The organism is Marivita sp. (assembly GCF_017643905.1).
Taxonomy (GTDB): Bacteria; Pseudomonadota; Alphaproteobacteria; order Rhodobacterales; family Rhodobacteraceae; genus Marivita.
Window position 1 is genome coordinate 1 of the sequence record NZ_JAEPMO010000199.1, and the last position, 6,109, is coordinate 6,109.

General features: G+C 59.7%; 5 protein-coding genes and 1 pseudogene. 4 read left to right on the top strand and 2 right to left on the bottom strand.

The genetic code is table 11. The features are described 5' to 3' along the window. Positions 1–530 (bottom strand): ribosome recycling factor (gene frr, locus JJ869_RS21165; protein ID WP_292270444.1); only part of this gene is annotated, 530 nt, incomplete at its 3' end. Between the two features lie 115 nt (positions 531–645). After that, positions 646–1,413, bottom strand: a complete 768-nt coding sequence (pyrH, locus tag JJ869_RS21170; RefSeq protein ID WP_292270447.1) for a UMP kinase — start codon at positions 1,411–1,413, stop codon at positions 646–648. Positions 1,414–1,575: 162 nt separating this feature from the next. Between pyrH and miaA the strand changes: the two genes are divergently transcribed. From miaA to JJ869_RS21190, 4 genes and pseudogenes are all read left to right on the top strand, one after another. Then, positions 1,576–2,445 carry a tRNA (adenosine(37)-N6)-dimethylallyltransferase MiaA gene (gene miaA / locus JJ869_RS21175; protein ID WP_292270452.1) on the top strand — a complete coding sequence of 290 codons (870 nt, stop codon included), beginning with the start codon at positions 1,576–1,578 and terminating at the stop codon, positions 2,443–2,445. 205 nt (positions 2,446–2,650) lie between these two features. Further along, complete coding sequence (locus JJ869_RS21180; RefSeq protein WP_292270449.1) at positions 2,651–4,318, top strand: ABC transporter substrate-binding protein; 1,668 nt, start codon at positions 2,651–2,653, stop codon at positions 4,316–4,318. Positions 4,319–4,425: 107 nt separating this feature from the next. Further along, the gene (locus tag JJ869_RS21185; protein ID WP_292270451.1) at positions 4,426–5,481 is read left to right on the top strand and encodes an ABC transporter permease; all 1,056 of its coding nucleotides are present in this window, start codon (positions 4,426–4,428) and stop codon (positions 5,479–5,481) included. Between the two features lie 17 nt (positions 5,482–5,498). Beyond that, positions 5,499–6,109: pseudogene (locus JJ869_RS21190) on the top strand (ABC transporter permease); the annotation flags it as partial.

Below are 6,109 nucleotides of genomic sequence, written 5' to 3' on the forward strand. Positions count from 1 at the left end.
AAAGCAGCGGCGATCTTTTTGATAAAGGAATCGGTCAGTGCCTGAACTTCGGCTTCCCAGAATTGCTGGTCATCCTCGGACAGTCCATCCGCCGTTGCTTTCTTGATCTGATCCATGCCGTCGCGCCGGACGTTGCGTACCGAAACGCGCGCGTGCTCGGCATATTGGCCTGCCACCTTGCCCAGTTCGCGGCGGCGTTCTTCGTTCAATTCGGGAATCGGCAGCATGATGATCGTGCCATTGAGCTGCGGGTTGATGCCAAGACCGCTTTCGCGGATCGCTTTTTCGACCTTCCCGACCAGTCCCTTGTCCCACACATTTATCGTAACCATTCGGGGTTCCGGCACGTTGACCGTCCCCACCTGGTTGATCGGGGTCATGCTGCCATACGCATCCACCATGACCGGCTCCAGCATGGATGCGCTGGCCCGTCCGGTGCGCAGCGAGGCGAATTCCGTACGCAGGTTCGCCATCGCACCATCCATGCGGCGCGTCAGATCGTCGGTGTCGAGAATGAAGTCATCTGCCATGAGGCCCTCAAGAGCGGTTTTTCTGCTTTGTTTTGCGTTTTATGCGACGCGTGCCCGAAAGTATAGCACCTTACGTCACTCTGGTTTATTCACCGGAAGGTCTGTGACCGATTGGTCAAGCCGCCTCGCCTGCGCCGAATTTGCTGCTTCCACCATGCACCATGGTGTAGGTGCCATCCCCGGCGAGAATACCGCGGAATCCACCCGGTTCATCCAGTGAAAACACGATGATCGGCAGGTTGTTGTCCCGCGCCAGCGCAATGGCCGACGCATCCATCACCTTTAGGTTTTTCTGGAGCACTTCGTCATAGCTGACCGTATCGTACCGCTTGGCGTCCGCATGCGCGCGCGGGTCTTTGTCATAAATCCCATCCACCCCGTTCTTGCCCATCAGTATCGCTTCGCAGTTCATCTCGTTGGCGCGCAATGCAGCTGCGGTGTCGGTGGTGAAATAGGGGTTTCCGGTGCCGCCGGCAAAGACGCACACGCGCTTCTTCTCAAGATGGCGGACGGCGCGGCGACGGATGTAAGGCTCGGCCACTTCGTCCATGCGGATCGCGGAAATCACGCGGGTGAACACGCCCTGCTCTTCCAGCGCGGATTGCATTGCCAGCGCGTTCATCACAGTGGCAAGCATGCCCATGTAATCCGCCGTGGTGCGTTCCATACCCTGCGCGCTGCCTTGAAGCCCCCGGAACACGTTGCCGCCGCCGATCACCATGCAAATCTCGACATCAAGGTCGTGCACGGATTTGACCTCTTGCGCGATGCGCTGGACCGTTGGGGGGTGCAATCCGAACCCCTGATCCCCCATCAGCGCCTCGCCCGAGATCTTGAGCATCACACGTTTGTATTTCGGATGAGGGGTTTGGGGGTCCGCCATGTTGCGCTCCGTTTCAACGAGAGTCTAAGGTTGCCTGCAAACTGTCGGAAAACCGGCCTAGGGGCAAGGCGAAGTCGTCCTGTCCTGCAAACTGGCCGCAGGCGCGGCATACTCTGAGAGGCAACAGGCGTGGCGCAACGCGTTTCAGATCGGATCGCAGCGATGGATCCGCAAAAGCCGGTACTGATTGCGGGCCCCACAGCAAGCGGCAAGTCAGAGTTGGCTTTGCGCATCGCCGAGGCGCAGGGAGGTGTTATCCTCAATGCCGATGCGATCCAGGTCTACGCCGATTGGCGGGTTCTGACGGCACGTCCATCGCAAGCAGACGAAGCACGCGCGCAACACGTGCTGTACGGGCATGTTGCTGGGGATGTGCCCTATTCCGTGGGTGACTGGCTGCGCGACCTAGAACCTATCCTGACCGCCGGGGCGCGTCCGATCATAGTTGGTGGGACGGGCTTGTATTTTACCGCTCTGACCGAGGGTCTGGCGCAAATCCCCGCCACACCGGACGAGATTCGGCAAACCGCGATGCAGCGGATCGATACCGATGGCCATGCTGGGCTGGTCGACGAACTCGACCTGAAGACCCGCAGTCGCATCGACACTGCCAACCCGATGCGGGTTCAGCGGGCTTGGGAGGTGTTGACCCATACCGGCAAAGGTCTCGCCGATTGGCAGGAGACGACCGCTCCGCCGCGACTGCCGCTCAGAGCTGTCACACCATTGGTGGTGAACGCACCGAAAGACTGGCTCACACCAAGAATCGAGGCTCGGTTCGACCGGATGCTCGAAACCGGGGCGATGGAAGAAGCACATGCCAATCGCGCAAAATGGTCGCCCAGCCTGCCTTCGGCCAAAGCCATCGGTGCTGCCGAATTGATGGCGGTGATCGACGGAACCATGACGCTGCAAGAGGCACGAGACAGGTCCACAATCCTCACGCGGCAATTCGCAAAACGACAACGCACGTGGTTCCGCGCCCGCATGCAGTTCTGGCAGCAGGTTGACGCAACGGAACTCCAGTCCTGAATTTTCGTCGCTTGGGTCGCCTGCAGATCAATGTCGCAAGAAGGCAAGCCTAGTGTCGCAATCAGACACTAAAAGGTCTAGTCTGACGATTGACGGAACCTTTGGGATCAGGCGCAATGCATCAAAAAGCGCCCTATTCAAAGCACGGGATACACCCGTCGAATTCCAAAGCGCCCAATAAGAAGTATGTCACAGGGAGAAACAGATGACGCACACCACTCAGACGAAAACATTACATCCGGCGGCCAAGCTTTATGCCGAGGAATACAAGGCGGGCTTGATGGACCGTCGCGAATTCCTGACGCGCGCGACCAGCATGGGCGTCACGGCTGCGGCCGCCTATGGCATGATCGGTCTTGCTCAGCCCGTTCAGGCACAGACAGCTAATATCCAGCAGGGCGGCACCCTGCGCATCCAGACGCTGGTCAAAGCGATGAAAGACCCCCGCGCCTATGACTGGTCCGAGATCGGCAACCAGTCGCGCGGTTTCCTTGAATACCTCATCGAATACCAGAACGACGGGTCCTTCCGCGGCATGCTGCTTGAAAGCTGGGAGGTCAGCGAGGACGCCAAGACCTACACGCTGAATGTGCGCCCGGGCGTGACTTGGAACAACGGCGATCCATTCACAGCGGCAGATGTGGCGCGGAACATCACCGGTTGGTGCGATTCGGCCATGGAAGGCAACTCCATGTCGGCGCGCATGGGCGGGCTCATAGACTCCAACACCGGTCAGGCCCGCGACGGTGCCATCGAAGTGGTTGATGACCTGACAGTTCGTTTGAATCTCACGGCTCCGGATATCGCGATCATCGCCAACATGTCCGACTACCCCTCTGCCATCGTGCACGAGAGCTATGATGGCGGCGACGTTTATGCCAACGGCATCGGCACCGGTCCGTTCCGCCCGGTCTCCATCGAAGTGGGTGTGAAAGCGGTCATCGAACGCGCCACCGATCACACATGGTGGGGCACCGAGGTTCTGGGGGGACCTTACCTCGACCGGATCGAATTCATCGACTACGGCACTGATCCGGCTTCTTGGCTGGCGGCGGCGGAATCGGGTGAAGTCGACCTGCTTTATGAATCGGTTGGTGACTTCATCGACATCCTCGACGCCATCGGTTGGGTGAAGACCGAAACCGTGACAGCGGCCACGCTGGTTCACCGCTTCAACCAGCAGACCGAAGTTGACGGCCGCGTCCCTTATGCCGACCGCAACGTGCGCGTTGCCCTTGCGATGATGGTCGACAACGCGGTCTGTCTTGAGCTGGGCTATAATGGTCGCGGCCAGGTTGCCGAGAACCACCACGTTTGCCCGATCCACCCGGCTTATGCCGATATCGGCCCGGCACCGTTCGATCCGGCGGCAGGCAAGGCGATGCTCGATGGTACCGATTTCGCGGATTACGAGCACGAGCTGATCACGCTGGACGACGACTGGGAGCGCAACACCGGTGCATCCGTGCGGGCGCAGATCGCGGATGCGGGTGTGAACATCAAGCATACGGTTCTGCCCGGTTCGACCTTCTGGAACGACTGGACCAAGTTCCCGTTCAGCGCGACCACCTGGAACCACCGCCCGCTCGATGTGCAGGTGCTGTCGCTGGCCTACCGCTCGGGCGAGGCCTGGAACGAGAGCGGCTACGCCAACCCGGAGTTCGACGCGCTGATGGCCGACGCTCTGTCCATCGCTGACGCCGACAAGCGGCGCGAGGTGATGGCCAAGGTGCAGCAGACCCTGCGTGACGATGGCGTGATGATCCAGCCGTTCTGGCGGTCGCTCTACAACCACCACAACGGCAATGTTGTGAACGCAGAGAAGCACCCGTCGCACGAGTTCCATCTCTACAAGTTCGGGTTCGCGGCCTGATCCGTTAACCTGGCTCTGCCCCCTTGCCACGCAGGGGGGCAGACCGTGGACGAGACTCCACGCTCTGCGCGACTGCGCGCGGACATTTCCAGGGAGACCCACCCGACATGGCTTTTTTTCTGCTCCGACGCATCGGAACGATGCTTCTGACAGCCCTTTGTTTGACGTTCATTGTTTTCTGGCTCACCAATCTTGCCCCGAACCTCGAAAAGCTGGCCAAGAACCAGGGCAACGTCCGGATGACGGACGAGCAGGTGGCAAGCTTTCTTCAGGATCGCGGCTATGCGCAGCCTCTGCCCCTCAAATACGCGCAATGGCTTGGCGTCGCCCCCGGTTGGGTGATCGAAGGCCGGGACGGCACAGTGCGGTCGCGCTGCAACGGTGTGCTTGAAAACGGTGTTCTGCCGGACGACGCCCGCAGCTTTTGCGGCGTTCTGCAAGGCGACTGGGGCTATTCGACCGTTTTTCAGGACGGTGTCGGGTCGATTATCGCAACACGGCTGGGCCTGACCGGCAAGCTGATGTTTTGGGTGATGATGGTCATGGTGCCCGGCGCTTTGATCATCGGCGTGCTGGCCGGCATGCGCGAAGGCAGCCGCACAGACCGGTCGCTGTCCACCGTGTCGATCGTCACAACGGCCACGCCGGAATACGTGTCGGGCGTCGTGTTCATCGCCGTCTTTGCCTCTACTGCCTTTGGCCTGCGCTGGTTCAACGGCTCGGCCACCAGCGCGATGGAGGATGCAACCTTCGAGAACTTCACCCTGCCGGTGATGACCATCGCGCTTTACGGGATGGGATACATCGCCCGCATGACCCGCGCCTCCATGGCCGAGGTGATGACCGCGCAATACATCCGCACCGCCCGTCTGAAAGGCGTCAGCTTTCCGAACATTGTCATGAAACACGCACTGCGGAACGCGCTGATCGCACCCTTCACGGTGATCATGCTGCAATTCCCATGGCTGCTGAACGGCGTGGTGATCGTCGAGACCCTGTTCAACTACAAGGGCTTCGGCTGGACGCTGGTGCAGGCCGCCGGCAACAACGACATCGAGCTTCTGCTGGGTGTGTCTGTGGTGTCGGTGTTCGTGGTGCTGATCACGCAGCTCATCTCGGACATCGGCTACGTTTACCTTAACCCACGCATCAGCGTGTCCTGAGCGGAAGGAAAAGCAGTATGGAACCGCTCAGCTGGTTAGAGATCATCACCCGGGTCGGCATACAGTTCATGCCTGTCTGGGTCGCGCTGATCGCACTTTTCACCCTGTCCATCGTCTACAAGCGCAGGCTTGGGCTTTACGGCAAGCTGTTCGACAGCACCATCGGGATGATCGGCTTTGCGCTGGTGATGTTCTGGGTTTTCACAGGCATCTTCGGGGCCTTTGACCTGATCATCACACATGATCCACTGGCGCAGGTGTCGAGCATGAAGAACAAGTCCCCCGGCACCCCGATCATGGGCGCCGAGGATGGCCAGTACCCCTACTACCTCTTCGGCGGCGATAACCTTGCCCGCGACGTGTTCAGCCGCATGGTCAAAGGTGCGTGGGTCGTGGTGCAGATCGCGCCTTTGGCGACACTTTTTGCCTTCATGGTCGGGATCACGCTGGGCCTGCCTGCGGGATATTATGGCGGACGGCTTGATACGTTTCTCAGCTTTCTGGCGAACCTGATCCTCGCCTTTCCGGTGATCCTGCTGTTCTATCTGCTGGTTACACCGGAGATCGTGGACACTGGCATCCCGAATTACATGGCGATGGTTCTGTTCGTCTTTCCGATCATCTTTGT

Excerpts from the sequence above, each read along its gene's own strand:
- pyrH (WP_292270447.1), bottom strand. The coding sequence starts at position 1,413 with ATGGCGGACCCCCAAACCCCTCATCCGAAATACAAACGTGTGATGCTC.
- miaA (WP_292270452.1), top strand. The coding sequence starts at position 1,576 with ATGGATCCGCAAAAGCCGGTACTGATTGCGGGCCCCACAGCAAGCGGC.
- JJ869_RS21180 (WP_292270449.1), top strand. The coding sequence starts at position 2,651 with ATGACGCACACCACTCAGACGAAAACATTACATCCGGCGGCCAAGCTT.
- JJ869_RS21185 (WP_292270451.1), top strand. The coding sequence starts at position 4,426 with ATGGCTTTTTTTCTGCTCCGACGCATCGGAACGATGCTTCTGACAGCC.